This is a genomic window from Limosilactobacillus pontis DSM 8475 (assembly GCF_001435345.1).
GTDB lineage: Bacteria > Bacillota > Bacilli > Lactobacillales > Lactobacillaceae > Limosilactobacillus > Limosilactobacillus pontis.
Genome location: NZ_AZGO01000023.1, coordinates 1 through 953, shown reverse-complemented (window position 1 = coordinate 953; position 953 = coordinate 1). Strand labels below are relative to the sequence as shown.

The window sequence follows — 953 nt, the reverse complement described above, 5'->3', positions numbered from 1 at the left end:
TGAATAACTTTTCAAACAGCTCGTGTCTGAGATTGGACATGAGCTGTTCTTTTATTAGTGCCTTTAGGCCTAGTTGAGTGCGCGAGTGAAGCGAGTGTGCGAAACAAAAAGCCACCCGCTATGCGGGTGGGCGACAAACATTATATGCTAGCTTCTCAATGTCCTATGTGTTTTTGTATCTTATCGGCCTGGCACAAGTTATATCTTTTTTATTTTACAATCTATCACATAATAATTATTATTTTCACCCAATGCATCAAAAATAATTAAAGACCCTGCTAAGAGGGTCTTTAGATTAATTATTTAGAATTGTTAACAACTGTATCTGCATGATCTCTGGTGTTTTGAGCTTCCTTAACTGCTTGAGAGAGATCTTGACTGTCTTGGTTCTTTTGGTTTAATTGATTAGTTAAATCATTAATCTTGTTATTTAGATCCGATACCTGTTGGTTAGCTTTGTCAACTTCTTGTTGGTTAGCTTGAACTTTAGCGTTGCCATCAGTAATTGCCTGTTGAATATCTTGTTCCTTAGCTTGAAGTTGCTGATTAAAGGTGTTTCGGTCAGATTTTTGAATATCTTGTGCCTGCTTAAGCTGCTCTTGTACAGATTTGAGTTGATCCTGTAAGGCACTTTGACTGGACTGGGTATCTTTTAACTGGTTTTGAGCATCGGCTAAATCACTCTTAGCTTTAGTCAGTTGGTCATTTTTATTCTTGATAGTTTGAGAAAGTTGATCTAAGTCATTATTAATCTGAACCATATTATTATGACCCTGCCAGAAGTTATCGGCAAAGGTATAAGCCCCAAATCCTGCAAATCCTAAAGTAGTAGCACCAAATAATGCAATAGCAGTTTTAGTTAATTTTTTCATTGTCTTCTCCTTATCTTATTTCGCCACCATATGAAAAACTGTGCGCTTGAATTGTTTAGGGTTGCATACAGCGAATTAAAG

Annotated in this window: 1 protein-coding gene; it reads right to left on the bottom strand. The window is 36.6% G+C overall.

The annotated features are described in order from the left end of the window. Nucleotides 1–299: 299 nt before the first annotated feature. Nucleotides 300–872: a hypothetical protein gene (locus FD34_RS01480; protein ID WP_057806096.1), complete on the bottom strand. Its 573-nt coding sequence runs from the start codon at nucleotides 870–872 to the stop codon at nucleotides 300–302. Nucleotides 873–953: the final 81 nt, after the last annotated feature.

Excerpts from the sequence above, each read along its gene's own strand:
- FD34_RS01480 (WP_057806096.1), bottom strand. The coding sequence starts at position 872 with ATGAAAAAATTAACTAAAACTGCTATTGCATTATTTGGTGCTACTACT.